Below are 19,067 nucleotides of genomic sequence, written 5' to 3'. Positions count from 1 at the left end.
CTTCGCGGCTCGGCTGCATGGTGACGTGTACCACTCCGCCGTTCCGCGCAGCGGTCCGGCTTAACTCAGGCGTTAGGTGCGCAATGGGAATCAACGTTTACTGGAAGAACGAACGCGGTGAAGTTCTCGGCGAGCTTTCGGACGCTGATTTCCTTCTGAGCAACCTAAGTAAGCTCCTCTATCAACAGCCCGGCTCGTGCGCTCGTTACATCGATCCTGCTGGTGACGCTTGCTTCAACCAGCTGCAGTTGCCTGATCTTCTCTCAGAGTTGCACCAAGTCCGCACCAAGGTCGCTGGCGGCAGGCCCGCTAAACAGCTGGATGACCTGATCGCACTTGTTTCCGAGGCTCATGGCACAACACATTCATATGTTTGGTTCCTCGGTGACTAGGGGCGCACCTAACAATTCGTTCAAGCCGAGACCGCTTCGCGGCTCGGCTGCATGGTGACGTGTACCACTCCGCCGTTCCGCGCAGCGGTCCGGCTTAACTCAGGCGTTAGACCGGTCCAGAAGCAATTGCCGGTCAACAAGCGTGAAGCGAAGTTGGTGCTTGTTCTTCCTTTGCCTCGCCCAGGCATTTGATCCTCGCCACAAACTCCGTGCCGGCTAGAGCGCCGGCACTCCGTTTCTGGGTCAGCATCTCGCAAAGAGCGATCGTCAGTTCTAAACGTGGCTCAGATGGTGGGTTCCTCCTCAAAAGCCACGGCTGGCACCGGTCTAACAATTCGTTCAAGCCGAGACCGCTTCGCGGCCTCGTGTAAGTCTGCTAATTTTCACTTACACAAGGCCGCAAAGCGGTCCGTCTTAACTCAGGCGTTATGCGTGGTCACGCGTAACCGCGCTTCTTCGGCTTGAATCCATCGGCCATGCGATCTGAAGTCCCCAGTTGATCGTGCCATGCAGCTGACAGTGTTCGCTTTCCTGGCCACCCACCAACCTGACCTTCGTGACGTGATCTTCGCATCCCGATCTTCCCGGGCTTAAGATCGCTTCAGCCCGCCGGGTTCACCTCCTGAGTCAGGCGCATAACAATTCGTTCAAGCCGAGACCGCTTCGCGGCTCGTGTTAGTCGCTATGATCTTCACTCGCCAAAAGCCGCAAAGCGGCCCGGCTTAACTCAGGCGTTAGCTGTCATGACTATCCTCATCGCTTACGTTAACGCCAAAGCTGATGAGCTCGCGTCGGCATTTGTCAGCCATGGCTATTCCTGGAAGAACCCCATCACGGGCGAAATCTCCCTCTTTAGCGTGGATGGTGGTCGCTTGGTGGTCCCCACGCCGGAAGCAGCAATCCGCGAACATGAGCAAGGTGCACTACTGCAGCTTTGGCAGACAGGCACCCTAGACCTGCCAATCGGCGGAGCAACCTGTGGTGCTTGTCTATTCTTTGACGGCTGGCGCGCAAAAGAAGTTGCTGGGTGCCTCAGTATTCTAGAGTCACAGAAGATCTCGTATCGCGTCTGCACAGATGACAGCTAACAATTCGTTCAAGCCGAGACCGCTTCGCGGCTCGGCTGCATGGTGACGTGTACCACTCCGCCGTTCCGCGCAGCGGTCCGGCTTAACTCAGGCGTTAGGCCCCATGAAGAAAACTCACGTTGTCCTTGCCCTGTTCCTCGCGGCCTCAGCCTCCGCTTGCGCATCTCAAACGGTCGCGCAGAATTCTTTGCAGATTAAGACGGGCGGTGGTGTTACCGGGCCCTTCATTCGCTTGTCGCTTCTGTCTTCTGGTGAGCTGTCCGTAACAAGAGAATCCATGCCATTCGCAGACACCAAAAGCGGCCTGACGACTATCGAGTTCAAAGAGCACTTGGATCCGACTGAGACAGTCCGGCTGTTTCAGCTAGCTCAATCCGCTACCGACTTCAGTCAGGGTTGTGGACTGGTAGGGCACGGCACAGACGCTCGCCTGTCGCTCCAGCTCAGCCAGGAGCGCATTGATTTTGAATGTGATGGTGCAATCAGGTGGCCCACCGGTCCGCTCACAAAGTCACTCGTTGATTCACTCAACCAGCACCTGCCCAAGAAGTTTCAAGTTAAATAGCCTGGGGCCTAACAATTCGTTCAAGCCGAGACCGCTTCGCGGCTCGGCTGCATGGTGACGTGTACCACTCCGCCGTTCCGCGCAGCGGTCCGGCTTAACTCAGGCGTTAGGCACCAAATGACAGATTCGACGAACGTCATAGAAATGTTCCGGCCAGTTGGACCGAAGGAGCTTGACCTACTTCGGGAAAGTGGCTTTCGCCGTTGGCCGCCTCGCCTACCTGAGCAGCCGATCTTCTACCCCGTAACGAATCAGAAGTACGCGGCAGAGATCTCGGAGAAGTGGAACACCATGGACTTCGGGTACGGCGCCGTAACCCGCTTCTTCGTCAATGCCACCTTCATGGCCAACTATCCGGTTCAACAAGTCGGGGCCTCGTATCACACCGAGTGGTGGGTTCCGGCGGAGGACTTGGAGGCTCTCAACGACAACATTGTTGGAGTCATTGAGGTAGTCCAGGAGTTTGGTGCCTAACAATTCGTTCAAGCCGAGACCGCTTCGCGGCTCGGCTGCATGGTGACGTGTACCACTCCGCCGTTCCGCGCAGCGGTCCGGCTTAACTCAGGCGTTAGGTGGCCATGACACATCGCGTAATATTGGTACTCCTAGTAGCGCTCGTGCTGCCAGGATGCGAGGCGATGGAGAAACGTCGCATCCGATATCTGATTCAGGATGAACTGCGTCTTTCCTCAGCAGATGGGCTTGCGGTCGTGAAGGTTGACGACTGGGGTTTTGCCAATCATGGGGGAGATTTCTCGCTCACAAAGTTAGACCCTGATACTTGCAATAAAGTGGCAGCAGCCTTACGGCCACCAACCCCTATCAACGTCCAATCTTATTACTACAAGCTTTACCAAGCTCAAGGGCTGACGACTCGGATAGTGCGCGAGAGGGGTTTTGTGAACGAGTCTGGTCTCGGAGTAAATTACGCGCTCGATGAATCAACGTGCTTTTTGGCCAGAGAATGCTGGTATGACTAGGCCACCTAACAATTCGTTCAAGCCGAGACCGCTTCGCGGCTCGGCTGCATGGTGACGTGTACCACTCCGCCGTTCCGCGCAGCGGTCCGGCTTAACTCAGGCGTTAGGTGTTGCACCGGTAATACCGGGGTGTTACCTTTCAGATCATGAAAGTAGCCATCTCACTCCCAGATCCGGTCTTCTCCGCGGCGGAGAAGCTTGCCCTTCGCCTTCGCGTGTCTCGCAGCCAGCTGTACGCCCAGGCCATTCAGGAATACCTTGGCAAACGCCAAGACTCGCTCGTGACGGAACAACTAAACGCCGTCTACGCTGCTGGACAGGAGCCTGTTGATCCTGCCTTGGCAGCTGCCCAGCTTGGAGCCATCGCTCATGAAGCGTGGTGAGATCTGGTGGGCTGACCTCTCCAGCCCGGTGGGCTCTGGCCCTGGCTACAGACGCCCTGTTCTCGTCGTTCAAGCCAACCCGTTTAATGCCAGCCGTATTGCTACGGTGATTGTCGCTACGATCACTTCCAATATTGCCTTGGCAGAGGCACCTGGCAACGTCCGCATCACCAAGTCAGACTCCGGGTTGCCTCAGCCTTCCGTTGTGAATGTCTCGCAGTTGATCACGCTAGATCGCGCTGTTCTTACTTCCAAGGTCAAGACCCTGACTGGTTTGGCTATGGACAAGGTGGACAGCGGCTTAAAGCTGGTTCTCGGGCTTCAGTAAGCAACACCTAACAATTCGTTCAAGCCGAGACCGCTTCGCGGCTCGGCTGCATGGTGACGTGTACCACTCCGCCGTTCCGCGCAGCGGTCCGGCTTAACTCAGGCGTTATGCGCGGTCAAACGCAAAGAGCTTTTCGATTTTTTTGGCAACAGTGATCGGGTTACACGTCGGCGGTTTGGTATTGGCTGAGTGCAGGTGTTCATTGGAAAAGCGGGTCCGCACCGCCCACCGCCCTGGCTTTCATGACGCGGCTATCGCATCCCGATCCTCGCGGGCCTAAGATCACTTCAGCTCGCCGGGTTCACCCACTGCATCAGGCGCATAACAATTCGTCCAAGCCGACACCGCTTCGCGGCGTCGTGCGAGTCTTGCTAATCTTCACTCGCACAACGCCGCAAATCGGTGCGGCTTAACTCAGGCGTTAGGGCGCAAGGGGAGATCTTCGTATGTTGGAGTGGGTAGTCGAAAGACTTATCGGGCTGCTGGGCCCTATTGCTCAGCTTCAAAAAGATAAGCGTGAACTCGCCGACAACGCTTTGAGGGCTGTGTCGCAAGCGCTCAATGAGACGTTTCTCTACTATCGAGACTTTGAGGCCAGTCAAGCAATTGATCCCCAGCGCGAGGCTCAATTGGTTCGACTGTGGTCAGCCGCGGCAATTCCTCTGCGGCACATTGATGCTGAGCTCGCAGGTGTCTGCGAGCACAAAGCCGAGTACTGGGTAAACCCCCGCAGTTGGGATCATCAGAAGATCGAGCAGTTCGGAATTGGTCTTGAGAACGTCAGGGAACGTTACCGTTCAATGCTGGCGCCCTAACAATTCGTTCAAGCCGAGACCGCTTCGCGGCTCGGCTTGCGTGCTAGCGTGTAGCACGCCGCCTTTCCGCGCAGCGGTCCGTCTTAACTCAGGCGTTAGGCCTATGCGACAACTACTGGCTATCGTTGCAGCAACTGCGCTTCTAATGGGTTGCTCACCTCCCTCAGCCGCGCCCAGCGCGGAGGACTTCCTGGTCGCATTTGAAAGGATGCAAAAGGATCAGAGTTTCTTGGAAGAGCGCGCTCTTCCTAAGTTGATGGCTACCGAAGAATTTGCGGAAGACGGTTTGACAGCGGCCGCTTCCCGGCGCATTCCATGCAGCATTTCGGGAATGCATCGCGGCGGATGGGACGTACTACCGGATTCTGCAGATCTCGCACAATCCGACGCCAGATACATAGTAGAGACGGCAACCAACGACGACACGAGATCAGTTGTTCTCGGGGTACCGGAAGGCGTCGCTGACGCTCGATACATCTTCCAGAAGCTTGGAGGTAAGTGGTATCTATCCAAGATGGATGTCTACTCCTACGCAACTCCTGGCGCTACGCCTTCACCACTCCCGTGCAAACCAGAGGCATAGGCCTAACAATTCGTTCAAGCCGAGACCGCTTCGCGGCTCGGCTTAAATGGTGACGTGTACCATCACGCCGTGCCGCGCAGCGGTCCGGCTTAACTCAGGCGTTAGGCCTACATGACAAATTCGATCGCCATCGCCCTCATTCTTGGATTTGTTGGACTATCAGGTTGCTCATCCTCCAAACCAACGCCCGAATGCTTTAAACAACCGGACCGAAACAACTTGAGCGGCGCCGAACGCGCCGCGCTTGATGACGCGCGGTCTCGCTTTGGTCAGCGCTGCCGGAGCGCCGAATCGCAGTGCGAGATTCAGCTAACTCGCAACAGGGACAATGAAATTCTTGTAAGTGTGGCTACCGTGTTTCCGATTCAGGAAACTGGCTCGTGCGCGCAGCGGCCTGGGGATCAAGATTTGGCCGTCTACAGCCCTTCCGGTGAATTCATTCGTACAGTTATGACCTTGTAGGCCTAACAATTCGTTCAAGCCGAGCCCGCTTCGCGGCCTCGTGCAAGTACCATGATTTTCACTTGCCCAAGGCCGCAAAGCGGCCCGGCTTAACTCAGGCGTTAGGTGTCACTTGAAGAATTTCGCAGTTTTAATACTCACCCTAGCAACTCTCAATGCTTGCACCAGCGCGCATCTCAGACCGGTGACTAAGGGACCAGCGCTAATGTGGCTTGGGCGCTACGATCCCATTGAATCTAAAAGCCTATCGGATGTTCCAGAGCAAGTGCGTTTGAAGGTTCTAGACCACCTTCGCAAACGTCTAGGTCCATTTGCAGACCGCCTCAAATTTACCGGCGTACGAATCGTTGATTTTGATCGGCTAGCGCATGACGAGCCGAGCTCCAAAGATTACCACTATGAGGTATACGCTTACGATCTTCAGTTCGAGTTTCAAATGAGAAGCGTCGGGATTGATTCGTATACCGCACAAATTAAGCTGCGCAGCGACGGCAGTATTCTTCAAGAAATAGACCTCCCAGCATTTGCCGAGTCCCCTGAAAAACTCGGATTCATATCTCTCGAACATGCAGCATCTATTGCCAGTTCAAAAGGTTACGAACACAAAGCTCTTTATCCACAAATTGTTTATCTAGAGGAAACGGATTCCCTAGCCTGGAAATTTCAAGAGAAAATTCCGGATGATGGGCTTGTCACCCAGTCAAAGGTTATTTTTGTGAGCGCTCACAATGGGGAAGTTCTACTAAAAGGGACCTCTTCGTCCATTACAATTGGTGACACCTAACAATTCGTTCAAGCCGAGCCCGCTTCGCGGCCTCGTGCAAGTTCTTGCAAGTTTCACTTGCCCAAGGCCGCAAAGCGGCCCGGCTTAACTCAGGCGTTAGCCCGCAGGATCACTTTTGCTTCGCAACGTCCTTTTCATATGTGGTCAGAACCGTCTTCGCAGTCCAACTGCCGAGCAAGTGTTCGCCGATTGGCCTGGCATTGAGACGGCATCGGCCGGCCTGAAGAATGAAGCAGACAACCCTGTCACGCCTGAACTCCTGGAGTGGGCTCATATCGTGTTTGTCATGGAGCGCTCACACCGTGCCAAGCTCACGGCCAAGTTTAGACGTCACCTTGGGGCCGCACGCGTTGTCTGTTTGGACATTCCGGATGACTACGACTACATGGCTCGGGAGCTGATCCAGCTACTCAAGACCAAAGTTCCTCGTCATTTGGCTTCAGGCTCTGCGGGCTAACAATTCGTTCAAGCCGAGACCGCTTCGCGGCTCGGCTTAAGTGGTAGCGTTTACCACATCGCCAAGCCGCGCAGCGGCCCGGCTTAACTCAGGCGTTAGGTCGCTAACAAGGAATCTCACCGCATGGATTTTTCCAATTTCAAGAATGCAAACGGCTTTGAGCTGCACGATCATTTTATGTCCAAGAACCTTGATGATCTCACGATAGAAGAACTTGCCTACATTCATCTCACCAGGATGCACAGACGCACGCTCATCAAGAACGCCAATGTCTCTTCAAGTCTTTATGACTTGATTGAAACTGCGCAAGCATCAGCGATTAATGCCAGGACTAGAATCTACACGCCTATGTTGGCGTCATTCGCTGTGCTTGATCAAATTGGTGGCGCTTACCGCAACAAGTCCAAAGCGACCAATTACAAGAACGGGATAAAGGCGGCACTTCACTCTTTCAGCGCATATACGAAAGACGAAATCGAGTACCTGACAACATTGAGAAATGGGCTCTATCACGACGGCAGCCTGCTATCTAAGAACGACAACGGTAAAACTAATGTTGTGTTCCGCCTTGACCCGAATGCGCCAAAAACAATAACTATGCCTCGCAAGCCCTGGGATGGTATTTACCACGACTCGCTTGATGACTACATCTCAAAGATCAACGTTCTTTCTTTAAAGAATGATGTGGAGAAAATAGCACTCGAGTGTCTTGACCTACTTCAAAACGGCGCGCTTAGCTTTGAGATCAGCGATTGCAGGGAATTTTTCTACAAATTCCTCTTTGTTTCCCCAAGAGCGACCTAACAATTCGTTCAAGCCGAGACCGCTTCGCGGCTCGGCTGCATGGTGACGTGTACCACTCCGCCGCTCCGCGCAGCGGTCCGGCTTAACTCAGGCGTTAGATGCCATGCTCAAGTACTTCGCATTTGCAGTATTCGTCCTATCCGCTTCAGGATGTTCCTCTGTCGCTCAGAAGGTGGCCAAGGAAGAGTGCTGGAAGCACACAATAGATCGAGTGGACTTGGCCAGGAACACGCTGACCATGTGCAGCAATGGGATTTATGCCACGCGAACGATCTACTACCCGAACCCAAATTCAGCTCCTACAACCTGTAGTCAGGCCGGAACAGTAGACACCAGCCGAGAGAAGATTGACTTCAACCTCAAAGTCGGAGAGTGCGAGAACGGCCGCCAAGTCGGGCCTGCTGAAATTCATTGCACTAGAACTGATAGCCAAGACCTTGTTTGCAACATCGACAACCAAGAAGGCTTTCTCTTCTCGCGAACAGGGCATGGCATCTAACAATTCGTTCAAGCCGAGACCGCTTCGCGGCCGCGGAAATGGTCGTAAGATTCAACCATCGCCGCGGCCGCAAAGCGCTCCGGCTTAACTCAGGCGTTAGCCACGGCATGCAGTGCAACGTCTGCTCAACCAAAAGGTCTGACTCAAATGTCGAATATCGTCCACGCACAAGCTACGTTGAATCGACTGAAGAACGATGTCAGGCAATTCAAAACTGCAACCGCGAGCGGCGTCCTGACAGCCGCCCAAGTTCAGAAGCTCGGCTCACTTCTTTCGGACACTGTTGAGGTCTTGGACGCGTTGCTCAGCAAGAACAGTGACGTGGCAATCAGCGGAAGCAAGATTGCCCAGAACGACGGCATTGGGAAGTTCGGCCGTAACGTGGGCGTCAACGGGACAAAGGTCGGTCAGAACTGACATTTCGGTTGACTCTGCCAGCTCTATGTCCGGGGCCGTGGCTAACAATTCGTTCAAGCCGAGACCGCTTCGCGGCTCGGCTTGCGTGCTAGCGTGTAGCACGCCGCCGTTCCGCGCAGCGGTCCGTCTTAACTCAGGCGTTAGGTGGCATGGACAGATCGGCGCGAGACGCGTGTCCACATTGCGGCGGGTATTGCCTGTCACGGTGGTCCAGAGCATGGCTCGGCCCTGCCAAATCGATTCGTTGCGCCACATGCAAGAAGAAAGTTGGCGTCGCTTGGCTACCGGCTCTCATCCTGTCATTGCTGATGAGTGTCACAACATCCCTCGGGGGCATACTGGCTGTGTTCTATCTGGTTCCAGAACGTCCAGGGTGGTGGGCAACAGTCTTTGCAGCAGGAGCCTTGATCGCTACCTCTCCCCTCATCCTGGCGTGGAATCGTGTAGTGCCCCTGGCCAAACGAGATGCCACCTAACAATTCGTTCAAGCCGAGACCGCTTCGCGGCTCGGCTTAAGTGGTAGGTTTTACCACTCCGCCGTGCCGCGCAGCGGTCCGGCTTAACTCAGGCGTTAGCGCGGGGTAGAACGAGTTCACAGAACTTGCTCTTAAAAAAATTGGCCTGTTCTCCGCATTCTCTAAGATGCTCGCCATTGGCAGGTCAATCGCGCTTTCCAGCATTGGGTTTTCGGGAAAGCGGCGGCTGGCCCTGACCGAACGCCAACATCGACCTCCAGGATGCAAACAGGTTGGCGACCTGAGCCTCTGTGCCTACGCACCGCGCTAACATTTCGTTCAAGCCGAGCCCGCTTCGCGGCCTCGTGCAAGTCGCTATGATCTTCACTTGCCCAAGGCCGCGCAGCGGTCCGGCTTAACTCAGGCGTTAGCGCGGGGTAGAACGAGTTCACGGAACTTGCTCTTAGAAAATTTGTGCTGGTTCCTGCCTTCTCCGAGATTGCTCGCGATCGCCAAGTGACGATCTTCTCCAGGCATTGGTTCTCGGGAAAAGCGGTGGCTGGCCCTGACCGAACGCCAGCTTCGACGGTCAGGATGCAATCAGGGGAGCGACCTGAGCCTCTGTGACTACGCACCGCGCTAACATTTCGTCCAAGCCGACACCGCTTCGCGGCGTCGTGCAAGTCTTGCTAATCTTCACTTGCACAACGCCGCAAATCGGTGCGGCTTAACTCAGGCGTTAGGCACAGGAGAAAGAATGTTGCCGTTCGAGCGATGGTTCCTAGCCTTTCTCGCAGTCGCGGGCGCATTCTTTATTGCCGGCATCACCGGCTCAATCGTCACTGATCTCGCCGGCTTGTGGCATCTACCTGGAGCGGGATTCGCGGCAGCCTTAGCCGTTGTGGTGACAACCTACGTTGCCGCGCCTAGCCGCAAGTTCCAGGCGTCTTGCCTAGCTCTCGTAGTTGGTGCTTTGGCGGCATGGTTCTTACTCGATTCTTCTTGGTATCCGGAAACAGATCGTTACCAGGGACTCGCCTATCAGCCAACCCATCTTCCGTTTATCGCAACGTTCTGCGGCGGTGTTGTTGGACTTCTGTTCGCCGCCCTGCTTAGATCACGTGCCCGTGCCTAACAATTCGTTCAAGCCGAGACCGCTTCGCGGCTCGGCTTAAATGGTGACGTGTACCATCACGCCGTTCCGCGCAGCGGTCCGGCTTAACTCAGGCGTTAGGCCTCATTCCAAACAATGCGCTGGCTTGAGACAAAAATACCGCCGCCCGTTGTCTTAGCCCTGCTCGGTATTGCCGCGTTCGGTGCCGCCCACTTTCTGCCGGCACTCTCGTTCGAGCTCCCGCTACGCAGGCTCTTGGCTATGTCCCTGGCCTTTGTTGGCTTGGCGCTCAACCTTCTCCCTAAACTTACGTTTAAGCGCGCCGGGACGACGATCAACCCTCTTCGGCCAGCCTTGTCCACGCACTTGGTCACTTCAGGTATTTATCGCTACACCCGCAACCCCATGTACTTGGGTCACGCGGCGATTCTTCTGGGCTGGGCGCTCTACTTGCGCAACGCGGCCGCTTTCGTGGCCATCCCTGCCTTCATTCTCTACATCACGCGGTTCCAGATTCAGCCGGAGGAGCGGTATCTTTCTACTCGCTTCCCCGGCGCGTACGCTGCATTCTGTGAGCAGGTCTCGCGCTGGCTATGAGGCCTAACAATTCGTTCAAGCCGAGACCGCTTCGCGGCTCGGCTTGCGTGCTAGCGTGTAGCACGCCGCCGTTCCGCAAAGCGGTCCGGCTTAACTCAGGCGTTAGGTCTGCACCGCACAATCATGCTAGTTGAGATCGCAAAAACACTCGGGCTGTTCTTCGCCACTGCGCTAGCGGAGATCATTGGCTGTTACCTTCCCTACTTGTGGCTCAAGCAAGGCAAATCCGCCTGGCTTCTCGTGCCAGCTGCGCTAAGCCTCGCAGCGTTTGCATGGCTCCTCACCTTGCACCCACAGGCCGCCGGGCGTGTCTACGCAGCGTATGGCGGTGTGTACATTGGAGTCGCATTGCTCTGGCTCTGGGCCGTTGATTCTGTCAAACCCACAGTCACGGACTGGATTGGCGTGAGCCTCTGTTTCTTGGGCATGTGCGTCATCATGTTCGGACAAAGGCAGACCTAACAATTCGTTCAAGCCGAGACCGCTTCGCGGCTCGGCTTAAATGGTGACGTGTACCATCACACCGTGCCGCGCAGCGGTCCGGCTTAACTCAGGCGTTAGACCCCACGGAGAGTTCAAATGTCCTCATTAAGAGCCTTTGCCTTCGTTGCCCTGCTGGCACTTTCGTTTGGCCTGCAGCCTGCATTAGCCGCCCAAAACGATCCTAAGGACGTTGCGGCCATTCGTGAGGTAGTTGAAGCATTTCGCACATCGATCATCAAGAAAGACAAGGCGACTTTTGTCACCCTCTTTGTGTCAGACAACCCTGCCCACGTTACCTGGCAACTCGTAGACGACGATGCACGGGTTGCACGACTCAAGACTTTTGTGCCTGAAGTACGCCGAGTAGTGAGGTGGCCAGAAAATAACTTCTTGACCATGATCGATAGAATTACCGCGGTTGGCTCGGAATCCATTGAAGAAGTGTTTCGGGACCCAGTCATAGACACAGACGGCGAAATCGCCTCCGTGAATTTCAACTACTCTCTATTAGTCAATGGGAAAGAAGAACATTGGGGGCGTGAGATGTGGCACCTCGTTCGCAGTGACAACGGGTGGAAGATCATCTCCGTCATTTGGTCCCAAAGGGATCCTGTACCGCAGTAATGAGTGGGGTCTAACAATTCGTTCAAGCCGAGACCGCTTCGCGGCTCGGCTGCATGGTGACGTGTACCACTCCGCCGTTCCGCGCAGCGGTCCGGCTTAACTCAGGCGTTAGGCAGTGGACGAAGAACTTCAGCAACTTGTCAAAGCGTGCGTTGACGCATTTCCTCGCAACGGCCTCACCGACGGGGCTGTTGATGCATTTTGCTTGAAGCACGGGGCTGTACCCGAGGACTTCCCTGAGCTCCTAGCTAAACACGTTGCTGTCGAGTTCTCCTACGGTGAGATTGGCTACGGCGCCGCCGCTTGCACCATGGACTGCCTCGCTGTCTATGTAGGAATTGAGTTTTCTGGGCTTCCGTTTGAGATTTACCAGGCCTTCGACTCAGGCGCGTATCGGCGTGAAAATATGCCCGCGGCAGTGATTCCATGGCAGCAATACACACTGCCGGCGGTAATGGAAATATTAGAACGTGAGCGCCTACTGCCACGTGCCTAACAATTCGTTCAAGCCGAGACCGCTTCGCGGCTCGGCTGCATGGTGACGTGTACCACTCCGCCGTTCCGCGCAGCGGTCCGGCTTAACTCAGGCGTTAGCCGTCATTGCAGAGCACATGATCGATCTCCTTCCACGTGCTGCCGGCAGCATTGTGTTGCGCAGACTCAATGCAACAGATCTGGCCGACTTCCAGTCCTATCGCCGAGATCCTGAGCTCGGCCGCTACCAAGGCTGGGTGGCCACCCCGGATCATGACGCTCGCGTCCTTCTCAAGTATATGAATCAAGCGCCCCTTTTGCAGCCCGGCAGTTGGTGCCAGATTGGAATTGCCGACGCCAACAGCCTCACACTCATTGGCGACATCGGTTTGATTCTCGCTAGTGACGCGAGCCAAGCAGAGATCGGGTTCACGCTCAGGCGTCAATCACAAGGAAACGGCCTAGCCACCGCAGCGGTCAAGGAAGCCATCGCGCTCGTTTTCGAGAGCACGAGCGCCAAGAAGGTTGTTGGAATCGCGGATACGCGCAACCTTTCATCCATCCGCTTGCTGGAACGGGTGGGAATGCTCAAAGTGGAGACGCGCCATGCCAAGTCCCGCGGCAAGCCATGTACTGAGCTGGTCTACAACGCCTACAAGCACAATGTCGGCTAACAATTCGTTCAAGCCGAGCCCGCTTCGCGGCCTCGTGCAAGTGCTATACATTTTCACCTGCCCAAGGCCGCAAAGCGGCCCGGCTTAACTCAGGCGTTAGGTTGCTCAAGGAGAACTTTCGAATGTCATCAAAAAGGCTCTTGCTTGGGGTAGCCGCCCTGATCATTACGCAGATCCTCTTGAACAATCTTGCGAGCTCGCTTTTGGCCGAGTCTATGGAGCAAATAGCTCTCCGCTCTGTAGTGGTAGCGCTCTTGTCCGCCTTCGTCGGCGGATTCGTCGCTCGTAAAGGAATCATCCTTCCAGCAATCGGGGTTTGGCTTGCCCTCTGGGCTGTAACGGTCTACTTCCTCTACGCTATTGCAGCACCAGTTGATCCAAACCCGCTCCCTATGATCGCTCGCCACAACTGGGTCGCGTTCCTGGGCTCCGGTGTCACCACCCTGATAGGAGCTATGTTGGGTCAAGCACTCGCCACACAGCGAGCAACGCACGTGACCGCAACCTAACAATTCGTTCAAGCCGACACCGCTTCGCGGCGTCGTGCAAGTCTTGCTAATCTTCACTCGCACAACGCCGCAAATCGGTGCGGCTTAACTCAGGCGTTAGCTGCTCATGAAGATTCTCGCGGCCGCGGTTCTTTCCTTGCTCCTATTTGGCTGCGCTACCGTTAGCGAGCTAAATGCTGTTGCCTTCTCACGCCATGACGCTATTGATGCGTCCGTCTATGAGCTGTTGGCCGCGCCAGAGAAATTTGATGGCCACTCTGTTCGAGTTATCGGAGTCGTGAAGTTCTCTTTCGCTTTTGAGGGGAAATCTGGAGTCTATGCAACGCCAGACGACTACCGCCACAACACCCAGGGCAACATCGAAATGACTGGCTTTGATCCAAAATTCAACGTTGATCAAAGCTCCTTAAGTAGCATCAACGGCACCTATGCCGTTGTTGAAGGCATATTTCGTGCAAGGCCACAGATTCCCAAGCCCTCCAGTGACAGCTCATCCCGTATTTGTATGGGTAGGTGCTGGGGCGGCGGGACTATTGAGCATGTGAACCGTGTTAGTTCATGGCAGTACTAGAGACGCAGCTAACAATTCGTTCAAGCCGAGACCGCTTCGCGGCTCGGCTGCATGGTGACGTGTACCACTCCGCCGTTCCGCGCAGCGGTCCGGCTTAACTCAGGCGTTAGGCATCTTGAATGATTCGTCTGACCGGAACTAAGAGCATTCTTCGGCACTTCGCCATTGGCTTGCTTGTGCCAGCATGTTTTCTAGCAAATGCTTTCCTGTTGCCGGAGCCCTATTCACATCCGCTGATTCATGTCGCCAGAGCGCCGGCAAAGCTGATGCCGTTCCTCGAGAATAGAGAGCTAATGCGTGAGCTCACCGTCGCGGTCTTCGGCAGAATGACCCCGAACTACGCACCAATCATGATCTTGTTCCTCATTGCGTTTTGGTTTTTCATAGGCTTGGCCGGTTCCTACGCGTACGTTAGGTTGAGGTCACGCAAAGATGCCTAACAATTCGTTCAAGCCGAGACCGCTTCGCGGCCTCGTGCAAGTACCATTGAGTTTCACTTGCCCAAGGCCGCAAAGCGGCCCGGCTTAACTCAGGCGTTAGGCCGCAGCCATGAAAGATTGCGGTTTGGCGGGGGTCCAGCTCTTCCGCTGGGCCAAGACGCAAAAGTTCAGGTGTGTTGGCCTTTGGTCGCGGGCCGCGTAAGCCTTCGGCCAACGCGCACCTGGCGCAGACTCGTCGCAGGTCTCGCTCGTGAGGTCTTCGCAAGAGCCTGTTTGCGGGAAAAGCCTGCAAAACCAGGCTGGTGCGGCCTAACAATTCGTCCAAGCCGACACCGCTTCGCGGCGTCGTGCAAGTCTTGCTAATCTTCACTCGCACAACGCCGCAAATCGGTGCGGCTTAACTCAGGCGTTAGCCACCAACCGAGCATCTATGAGACTTGTAGGACGAATCTCAAACTGGAACGACGACAAGGGCTTTGGATTTGTTCTCCCGCACGGGGGTGGCGACCGGGCTTTTGTTCATATCAAAGCGTTCCAGTTCGGGTCTCGTAGACCCGTTGACGGCGATCTCATCTCCTACTCTGCGGCCAAAGACAGTCGCGGCCGCACGAATGCGGTTGATGTTCGTTACGCGGGCCAGAAAATCGCAGAGCGCAAGCCACAAAAGCCCATGCCAAGACTGGCGATTGCAATCGCCTCACTCGTCATTATTCTGACCAGTGCGTTTCTTGGATTTCTGCCCACTGCATTCTTATTTGGCTATGCCTTACTAAGCTGCCTGTCGTACATCATGTACACCTTGGATAAGGTTGCAGCCGGCAAGAACATGCAACGTACTCCAGAGAGCACCCTTCATTTCATCGATCTACTTGGCGGCTGGCCTGGCGCACTCATCGCTCAGCAGCAATCACGCCACAAGACGGTCAAGACATCCTTCCAGTCGGTCTTCTGGTTCACGGTTATGCTGAACATTGCGGTTGTAGTCTGGCTAGTGATCAGTGGAACCGCACAGTCCGTTATTGCATCTGCATTTGGTGGCTAACAATTCGTTCAAGCCGAGACCGCTTCGCGGCTCGGCTTAAATGGTGACGTGTACCATCACGCCGTGCCGCGCAGCGGTCCGGCTTAACTCAGGCGTTAGACCGGTCCAGAAACAAGTGCCGGTCAACAAGCGTCAAGCCAAGTTGGCGGCTGTTCTTGTCTTATCTCAGGCTTTTGAGCCTCGCCACAAACTCCGTGCCGGCTAGAGCGGCCGGCACTCCGTTTCTGGGTTCAGCATTTCGCAAAGAGCGATCGTCAGGTCTAGACTTGGCTCAAGTAACGGGTTCGTGGTCAAAAGCAACGGCTGGCACCGGTCTAACAATTCGTTCAAGCCGAGCCCGCTTCGCGGCCTCGTGCGAGCTCTGCTCATTTTCACTCGCCCAAGGCCGCAAAGCGGCCCGGCTTAACTCAGGCGTTAGACCGGTCCAGAAACAAATGCCGGTCAACAAGCGTCAAGCCAAGTCGGCGTTGTTCTTGCCTCGCCTTGCCCAAGCTTTTGATGCTCGCCACAAACTCCGTGCCGGCTAGAGCGGCCGGCACTCCGTTTCTGGGTTTGGCATCTCGCAAAGAGCGGTTGTCGGCACTAGACTCCCGTCAGATCGGTTCGTTGGTCAAAAGCAACGGCTGGCACCGGTCTAACAACTCGTTCAAGCCGAGCCCGCTTCGCGGCCTCGTGCGAGCTCTGCTCATTTTCACTCGCCCAAGGCCGCAAAGCGGCCCGGCTTAACTCAGGCGTTAGGTCTCAGAGACATGATCAATCCGGAATGGACAAGCAGAGGAAAAACCGTGGCTCAGCTGATCCGCGACCTACAGACGTTTGAGAGTCAAGACCTGGAGGTCCGGATCTCCGTGGACGACGGAGCGACGTCGGTACCAATCTCGCTGGTCACGCGATCAAACGGGAAGTACGCCGTACTCAAAAATTGCCAAGACATCCATACAGTCATTCACCATCGACCGAGTGAGACCTAACAATTCGTTCAAGCCGAAACCACTTCGTTCCAGCAAAGGCATGGCATAAAAAGCCTGCCATGCCTTTGCTTCCACTACGCGTTTCGGCTTAACTCAGGCGTTAGCCGCTAGGTCGGATACGCCTTCGATCAAATGAGGATCGATCTGATGTCCGCAGCAGTGCTGTCACGCAAAGCGAATGACCTTAAGAACCGCGTAAGAATGCTGAAGAACGCAACTACGAGCGGAAACCTGACGCCACAGCAGATGATTAGTCTCGTTGCTCTGTTGAGCGAGACGATTGACGTAGTAGATGGCCTGCTGAACGGCAACAACGACGTAGTGATCAGAGGTGACAAGATTGTCGGCAGCGGCGGCAGAAAGGTCATGGACAACTGATCGCGGCTAACAATTCGTTCAAGCCGAGACCGCTTCGCGGCTCGGCTGCATGGTGACATGTACCACTCCGCCGTTCCGCGCAGCGGTCCGGCTTAACTCAGGCGTTAGCCCGCAGAAGAAATAGATCATCGCTTAGAGCATTCTCGGCAAAGCCCGAAGAGCTTCCCTGATCGCCTCTCGCCCGCGCTCCGTCGCACCTCAAACCCGCTACAACTCCGCGCGGCGGAAGATTTCTTGGCTTCAAATGAACCTACTTAAGCTTCCAATCTGCAAGAACAGCCGGCTTCATCGGGCTAACAATTCGTCCAAGCCGACACCGCTTCGCGGCGTCGTGCAAGTCTTGCTAATCTTCACTTGCACAACGCCGCAAATCGGTGCGGCTTAACTCAGGCGTTAGACCGGTCCAGAAACAAATGCCGGTCAACAAGCGTCAGGCCAAGGTGGTGTTCGTTCTTCCCTCGCCTCGCCCTGGCATTTGATCCTCGCCACAAACTCCGTGCCGGCTAGAGCGCCGGCACTCCGTTTCTGGGTTCTGCATCTCGCAAAGGGCGGTTGTCGGCACTAGACTCAGGTCTGACTGGTTCGTTGGTCAAAAGCAACGGCTGGCACCGGTCTAACAATTCGTTCAAGCCGAGCCCGCTTCGCGGCCTCGTGCAAGTTCCTTGCAAGTTTCACTTGCCCAAGGCCGCAAAGCGGTCCGGCTTAACTCAGGCGTTAGGCAGCATGAAGCAACGCGTGGCGTCAGCAATGCTTTTCCTACTGCTAGCTCTGCTGGTTGCAGCCGGATTCTGGTTCCTGCTGTCCGCGCTGGTCACGGCAGACATGAGGTTCGGCCATTGCGGGCCAAGTACGATTGATCACGTGGAAGCTTACTGCCGGGTGGCAACACGACTGCTCAATCAAGCCTATGGCCTACTCTTTGCCGCGTTAGTTCTAGCCGTAGTTCTTGTTGTACGTCACAGGCACGCGTCTGCTGCCCAACAATTCGTTCAAGCCGAGACCGCTTCGCGGCTCGGCTTAAATGGTGTCGTGTACCATCACGCCGTGCCGCGCAGCGGTCCGTCTTAACTCAGGCGTTAGATGGCAGGAAGCAGAATGGCAGCCCAAACAAAATCCCTGGTTGCCTTCGCTCATGTGGCTAGCGTTGAGCGAAGCATCAAGTTCTACGCTGACTTAGGGTTCAAGGTCGCAAACACTGTTGTTCCGCATGGGCACTCTGCTCCAGTTTGGGCATGGCTCGAGAGTGAGAAGGCGAACTTGATGCTCGGGTTGGCCGACGGGCCAATTGACTCGGCTCAACAGGCCATTCTCTTCTACCTCTACTTTTACAACATCGCCCAGACCCACGCTGCTTTGACTGATCTTGGCCACTCGCCTGGGGAGATCAAATTTCCGTTCTACATGCCCGGTGGTGAGTGCAGACTTGAGGATCCAGATGGCTACGTGCTGATGTTGGCTCAAAGCCAGGCTGCCATCTAACAATTCGTTCAAGCCGAGACCGCTTCGCGGCTCGGCTGCATGGTGACGTGTACCACTCCGCCGTTCCGCGCAGCGGTCCGGCTTAACTCAGGCGTTAGGCAGCAAATGCAGTTCTTCGCACGCCCATCAATTGGCCGTATAAATCTGCGCTCCGGACTAGTGCTCGGTGCGCTATGGATCGGGGTTGGAATCGCCGGATATCAAGCGAACGGAGGCAGAGGGGAAATCCGAAACCTCGCAAGTGCTGCTCTGTTCTCACTCAGTGGTGCCCTGATCTTCGCCTTGGGGCTTGCGCTGATCTTCTCTGAGCGCTTCAGAGACTTCCTACTTGAAGAGCCAAGTCAAGAGGATGAGCTTGTGACTGCCAGCGCACTCATATCACTCTTCGGATTTCTCTGGCTTGCCGGCGGCCTGATGTACGTTTACCGGCTTGCTGCCTAACAATTCGTTCAAGCCGAGACCGCTTCGCGGCTCGGCTTAAATGGTAGCGTTTACCATCACGCCAAGCCGCGCAGCGGCCCGGCTTAACTCAGGCGTTAGACCGCAGACGGCAAGACCTTTGCAAAAAGCTGTTGGCATAAGCCCAAAGAGCTTCTCTGATCCACCCTCGCCCAGACTCCGGCATAACTCAAACCCGTTATGCCTCCGCCCGGTGATCCGCTCGTGTTATCAACGGGATCTCCAGTTCTCTTGTGATTG

The 19,067-nt window shown here is 55.5% G+C and carries 24 protein-coding genes; all 24 read left to right on the top strand.

All coding sequences use genetic code 11. The features are described 5' to 3' along the window. Window positions 1-83: 83 nt before the first annotated feature. The 24 genes from H9L16_RS12185 (at window position 84) to H9L16_RS12075 (ending at window position 18,809) form a co-directional block, all read left to right on the top strand. A complete protein-coding gene (locus H9L16_RS12185) occupies window positions 84-392 on the top strand; it encodes a hypothetical protein (protein WP_187551948.1) in 309 nt (102 codons plus the stop codon). A 743-nt stretch (window positions 393-1,135) separates the two neighbouring features. Further along, the gene (locus H9L16_RS12180) at window positions 1,136-1,480 is read left to right on the top strand and encodes a hypothetical protein (RefSeq protein WP_187551947.1); all 345 of its coding nucleotides are present in this window, start codon (window positions 1,136-1,138) and stop codon (window positions 1,478-1,480) included. 103 nt (window positions 1,481-1,583) lie between these two features. Beyond that, window positions 1,584-2,045 (top strand): hypothetical protein, encoded by a 462-nt coding sequence (locus H9L16_RS12175; RefSeq protein WP_187551946.1) that lies wholly within the window; start codon window positions 1,584-1,586, stop codon window positions 2,043-2,045. A 117-nt stretch (window positions 2,046-2,162) separates the two neighbouring features. Continuing rightward, window positions 2,163-2,519 (top strand): hypothetical protein, encoded by a 357-nt coding sequence (locus H9L16_RS12170; protein WP_187551945.1) that lies wholly within the window; start codon window positions 2,163-2,165, stop codon window positions 2,517-2,519. A gap of 164 nt (window positions 2,520-2,683) precedes the next feature. Next, complete coding sequence (locus H9L16_RS12165; protein WP_187551944.1) at window positions 2,684-3,025, top strand: hypothetical protein; 342 nt, start codon at window positions 2,684-2,686, stop codon at window positions 3,023-3,025. Window positions 3,026-3,171: 146 nt separating this feature from the next. Beyond that, window positions 3,172-3,408 (top strand): ChpI protein, encoded by a 237-nt coding sequence (locus tag H9L16_RS12160; RefSeq protein ID WP_187551943.1) that lies wholly within the window; start codon window positions 3,172-3,174, stop codon window positions 3,406-3,408. Then, window positions 3,395-3,736, top strand: a complete 342-nt coding sequence (locus H9L16_RS12155; RefSeq protein ID WP_187551942.1) for a type II toxin-antitoxin system PemK/MazF family toxin — start codon at window positions 3,395-3,397, stop codon at window positions 3,734-3,736. Before H9L16_RS12160 ends, H9L16_RS12155 begins: the two co-directional genes overlap by 14 nt. Before the next feature lie 446 nt (window positions 3,737-4,182). After that, window positions 4,183-4,551, top strand: coding sequence for a hypothetical protein (locus H9L16_RS12150; RefSeq protein WP_187551941.1), 369 nt, complete (start codon window positions 4,183-4,185; stop codon window positions 4,549-4,551). Between the two features lie 694 nt (window positions 4,552-5,245). Beyond that, window positions 5,246-5,596 carry a hypothetical protein gene (locus H9L16_RS12145; protein ID WP_187551940.1) on the top strand — a complete coding sequence of 117 codons (351 nt, stop codon included), beginning with the start codon at window positions 5,246-5,248 and terminating at the stop codon, window positions 5,594-5,596. 112 nt (window positions 5,597-5,708) lie between these two features. Continuing rightward, window positions 5,709-6,380 carry a hypothetical protein gene (locus tag H9L16_RS12140; RefSeq protein WP_187551939.1) on the top strand — a complete coding sequence of 224 codons (672 nt, stop codon included), beginning with the start codon at window positions 5,709-5,711 and terminating at the stop codon, window positions 6,378-6,380. A 115-nt stretch (window positions 6,381-6,495) separates the two neighbouring features. Beyond that, window positions 6,496-6,837 carry a low molecular weight protein tyrosine phosphatase family protein gene (locus H9L16_RS16250; RefSeq protein WP_233449390.1) on the top strand — a complete coding sequence of 114 codons (342 nt, stop codon included), beginning with the start codon at window positions 6,496-6,498 and terminating at the stop codon, window positions 6,835-6,837. Window positions 6,838-6,960: 123 nt separating this feature from the next. After that, window positions 6,961-7,641, top strand: a complete 681-nt coding sequence (locus H9L16_RS12135; protein ID WP_187551938.1) for a hypothetical protein — start codon at window positions 6,961-6,963, stop codon at window positions 7,639-7,641. A 646-nt stretch (window positions 7,642-8,287) separates the two neighbouring features. Continuing rightward, entirely contained in the window at window positions 8,288-8,557 is a 270-nt protein-coding gene (locus H9L16_RS12130; protein WP_187551937.1) for a hypothetical protein, read from the top strand. A 1,212-nt stretch (window positions 8,558-9,769) separates the two neighbouring features. Next, on the top strand, window positions 9,770-10,147 hold the full coding sequence (locus H9L16_RS12125) for a hypothetical protein (RefSeq protein ID WP_187551936.1): 378 nt from the start codon (window positions 9,770-9,772) through the stop codon (window positions 10,145-10,147). Window positions 10,148-10,261: 114 nt separating this feature from the next. Then, window positions 10,262-10,723 (top strand): methyltransferase family protein, encoded by a 462-nt coding sequence (locus H9L16_RS12120; protein WP_187551935.1) that lies wholly within the window; start codon window positions 10,262-10,264, stop codon window positions 10,721-10,723. A 123-nt stretch (window positions 10,724-10,846) separates the two neighbouring features. Continuing rightward, a complete protein-coding gene (locus H9L16_RS12115; protein ID WP_187551934.1) occupies window positions 10,847-11,185 on the top strand; it encodes a YnfA family protein in 339 nt (112 codons plus the stop codon). 117 nt (window positions 11,186-11,302) lie between these two features. Then, on the top strand, window positions 11,303-11,830 hold the full coding sequence (locus tag H9L16_RS12110; RefSeq protein WP_187551933.1) for a Cif family virulence factor: 528 nt from the start codon (window positions 11,303-11,305) through the stop codon (window positions 11,828-11,830). Window positions 11,831-11,945: 115 nt separating this feature from the next. After that, window positions 11,946-12,326: a hypothetical protein gene (locus H9L16_RS12105; protein WP_187551912.1), complete on the top strand. Its 381-nt coding sequence runs from the start codon at window positions 11,946-11,948 to the stop codon at window positions 12,324-12,326. 115 nt (window positions 12,327-12,441) lie between these two features. Beyond that, window positions 12,442-12,978 carry a GNAT family N-acetyltransferase gene (locus H9L16_RS12100; RefSeq protein WP_187551932.1) on the top strand — a complete coding sequence of 179 codons (537 nt, stop codon included), beginning with the start codon at window positions 12,442-12,444 and terminating at the stop codon, window positions 12,976-12,978. A gap of 615 nt (window positions 12,979-13,593) precedes the next feature. Next, a complete protein-coding gene (locus H9L16_RS12095; RefSeq protein ID WP_187551931.1) occupies window positions 13,594-14,058 on the top strand; it encodes a hypothetical protein in 465 nt (154 codons plus the stop codon). An 870-nt stretch (window positions 14,059-14,928) separates the two neighbouring features. After that, complete coding sequence (locus H9L16_RS16245; RefSeq protein WP_187551930.1) at window positions 14,929-15,540, top strand: DUF1294 domain-containing protein; 612 nt, start codon at window positions 14,929-14,931, stop codon at window positions 15,538-15,540. Window positions 15,541-16,658: 1,118 nt separating this feature from the next. Beyond that, the gene (locus tag H9L16_RS12085; RefSeq protein ID WP_187551929.1) at window positions 16,659-16,889 is read left to right on the top strand and encodes a hypothetical protein; all 231 of its coding nucleotides are present in this window, start codon (window positions 16,659-16,661) and stop codon (window positions 16,887-16,889) included. A 1,095-nt stretch (window positions 16,890-17,984) separates the two neighbouring features. Continuing rightward, entirely contained in the window at window positions 17,985-18,368 is a 384-nt protein-coding gene (locus H9L16_RS12080) for a VOC family protein (protein ID WP_187551928.1), read from the top strand. Between the two features lie 105 nt (window positions 18,369-18,473). Continuing rightward, complete coding sequence (locus H9L16_RS12075) at window positions 18,474-18,809, top strand: hypothetical protein (RefSeq protein ID WP_187551927.1); 336 nt, start codon at window positions 18,474-18,476, stop codon at window positions 18,807-18,809. Window positions 18,810-19,067: the final 258 nt, after the last annotated feature.

The organism is Thermomonas carbonis (assembly GCF_014396975.1).
Taxonomy (GTDB): Bacteria; Pseudomonadota; Gammaproteobacteria; order Xanthomonadales; family Xanthomonadaceae; genus Thermomonas; species Thermomonas carbonis.
This window is presented reverse-complemented; position numbering and strand designations above follow the sequence as displayed.

What these genes read in the sequence shown, in the direction of transcription:
- H9L16_RS12185 (WP_187551948.1), top strand. Translation starts at nt 84, where the DNA reads ATGGGAATCAACGTTTACTGGAAGAACGAACGCGGTGAAGTTCTCGGC.
- H9L16_RS12180 (WP_187551947.1), top strand. Translation starts at nt 1,136, where the DNA reads ATGACTATCCTCATCGCTTACGTTAACGCCAAAGCTGATGAGCTCGCG.
- H9L16_RS12175 (WP_187551946.1), top strand. Translation starts at nt 1,584, where the DNA reads ATGAAGAAAACTCACGTTGTCCTTGCCCTGTTCCTCGCGGCCTCAGCC.
- H9L16_RS12170 (WP_187551945.1), top strand. Translation starts at nt 2,163, where the DNA reads ATGACAGATTCGACGAACGTCATAGAAATGTTCCGGCCAGTTGGACCG.
- H9L16_RS12165 (WP_187551944.1), top strand. Translation starts at nt 2,684, where the DNA reads ATGGAGAAACGTCGCATCCGATATCTGATTCAGGATGAACTGCGTCTT.
- H9L16_RS12160 (WP_187551943.1), top strand. Translation starts at nt 3,172, where the DNA reads ATGAAAGTAGCCATCTCACTCCCAGATCCGGTCTTCTCCGCGGCGGAG.
- H9L16_RS12155 (WP_187551942.1), top strand. Translation starts at nt 3,395, where the DNA reads ATGAAGCGTGGTGAGATCTGGTGGGCTGACCTCTCCAGCCCGGTGGGC.
- H9L16_RS12150 (WP_187551941.1), top strand. Translation starts at nt 4,183, where the DNA reads ATGTTGGAGTGGGTAGTCGAAAGACTTATCGGGCTGCTGGGCCCTATT.
- H9L16_RS12145 (WP_187551940.1), top strand. Translation starts at nt 5,246, where the DNA reads ATGACAAATTCGATCGCCATCGCCCTCATTCTTGGATTTGTTGGACTA.
- H9L16_RS12135 (WP_187551938.1), top strand. Translation starts at nt 6,961, where the DNA reads ATGGATTTTTCCAATTTCAAGAATGCAAACGGCTTTGAGCTGCACGAT.
- H9L16_RS12130 (WP_187551937.1), top strand. Translation starts at nt 8,288, where the DNA reads ATGTCGAATATCGTCCACGCACAAGCTACGTTGAATCGACTGAAGAAC.
- H9L16_RS12125 (WP_187551936.1), top strand. Translation starts at nt 9,770, where the DNA reads ATGTTGCCGTTCGAGCGATGGTTCCTAGCCTTTCTCGCAGTCGCGGGC.
- H9L16_RS12120 (WP_187551935.1), top strand. Translation starts at nt 10,262, where the DNA reads ATGCGCTGGCTTGAGACAAAAATACCGCCGCCCGTTGTCTTAGCCCTG.
- H9L16_RS12115 (WP_187551934.1), top strand. Translation starts at nt 10,847, where the DNA reads ATGCTAGTTGAGATCGCAAAAACACTCGGGCTGTTCTTCGCCACTGCG.
- H9L16_RS12110 (WP_187551933.1), top strand. Translation starts at nt 11,303, where the DNA reads ATGTCCTCATTAAGAGCCTTTGCCTTCGTTGCCCTGCTGGCACTTTCG.
- H9L16_RS12100 (WP_187551932.1), top strand. Translation starts at nt 12,442, where the DNA reads ATGATCGATCTCCTTCCACGTGCTGCCGGCAGCATTGTGTTGCGCAGA.
- H9L16_RS12095 (WP_187551931.1), top strand. Translation starts at nt 13,594, where the DNA reads ATGAAGATTCTCGCGGCCGCGGTTCTTTCCTTGCTCCTATTTGGCTGC.
- H9L16_RS16245 (WP_187551930.1), top strand. Translation starts at nt 14,929, where the DNA reads ATGAGACTTGTAGGACGAATCTCAAACTGGAACGACGACAAGGGCTTT.
- H9L16_RS12085 (WP_187551929.1), top strand. Translation starts at nt 16,659, where the DNA reads ATGTCCGCAGCAGTGCTGTCACGCAAAGCGAATGACCTTAAGAACCGC.
- H9L16_RS12080 (WP_187551928.1), top strand. Translation starts at nt 17,985, where the DNA reads ATGGCAGCCCAAACAAAATCCCTGGTTGCCTTCGCTCATGTGGCTAGC.
- H9L16_RS12075 (WP_187551927.1), top strand. Translation starts at nt 18,474, where the DNA reads ATGCAGTTCTTCGCACGCCCATCAATTGGCCGTATAAATCTGCGCTCC.